General features: G+C 54.8%; 1 protein-coding gene. It reads left to right on the forward strand.

Annotation, left to right across the window (positions count from 1 at the left end; all coding sequences use genetic code 11):
• On the forward strand, window positions 1-518 hold a 518-nt coding region (locus IE105_RS15295), incomplete at its 3' end, for a GTP-binding protein (RefSeq protein WP_189499749.1).

The following is a 518-nucleotide window of genomic DNA, read 5'->3' on the forward strand; positions in this document are numbered from 1 at the left end:
ATGGCTAAGGAAAAGTTCGAGCGTAATAAGCCACATGCCAATATCGGCACCATTGGTCACGTTGACCATGGTAAGACGACGCTGACAGCGGCGATTACGAAATATTTCGGTGACTTCAAAGCGTATGACCAGATTGATGGCGCGCCTGAGGAAAAAGCGCGCGGGATCACGATCTCGACCGCCCACGTCGAATATGAAACAGACGCCCGTCACTACGCGCACGTCGATTGTCCCGGCCACGCTGACTATGTGAAAAACATGATCACCGGTGCGGCGCAAATGGACGGCGCTATCTTGGTTGTGAACGCGGCCGACGGCCCGATGCCACAGACGCGCGAGCACATCCTGCTCGGCCGTCAGGTTGGTATCCCGGCGATGGTTGTTTACATGAACAAAGTTGACCAGGTTGACGATGAAGAGCTGCTTGAGCTCGTCGAGATGGAAATCCGTGAGCTTCTGACATCTTATGATTATCCGGGTGACGATATCCCTGTGATCGCGGGTTCAGCCTTGGCGGC

The organism is Algimonas arctica (assembly GCF_014652695.1).
In the GTDB taxonomy this organism is placed as follows: domain Bacteria; phylum Pseudomonadota; class Alphaproteobacteria; order Caulobacterales; family Maricaulaceae; genus Litorimonas; species Litorimonas arctica.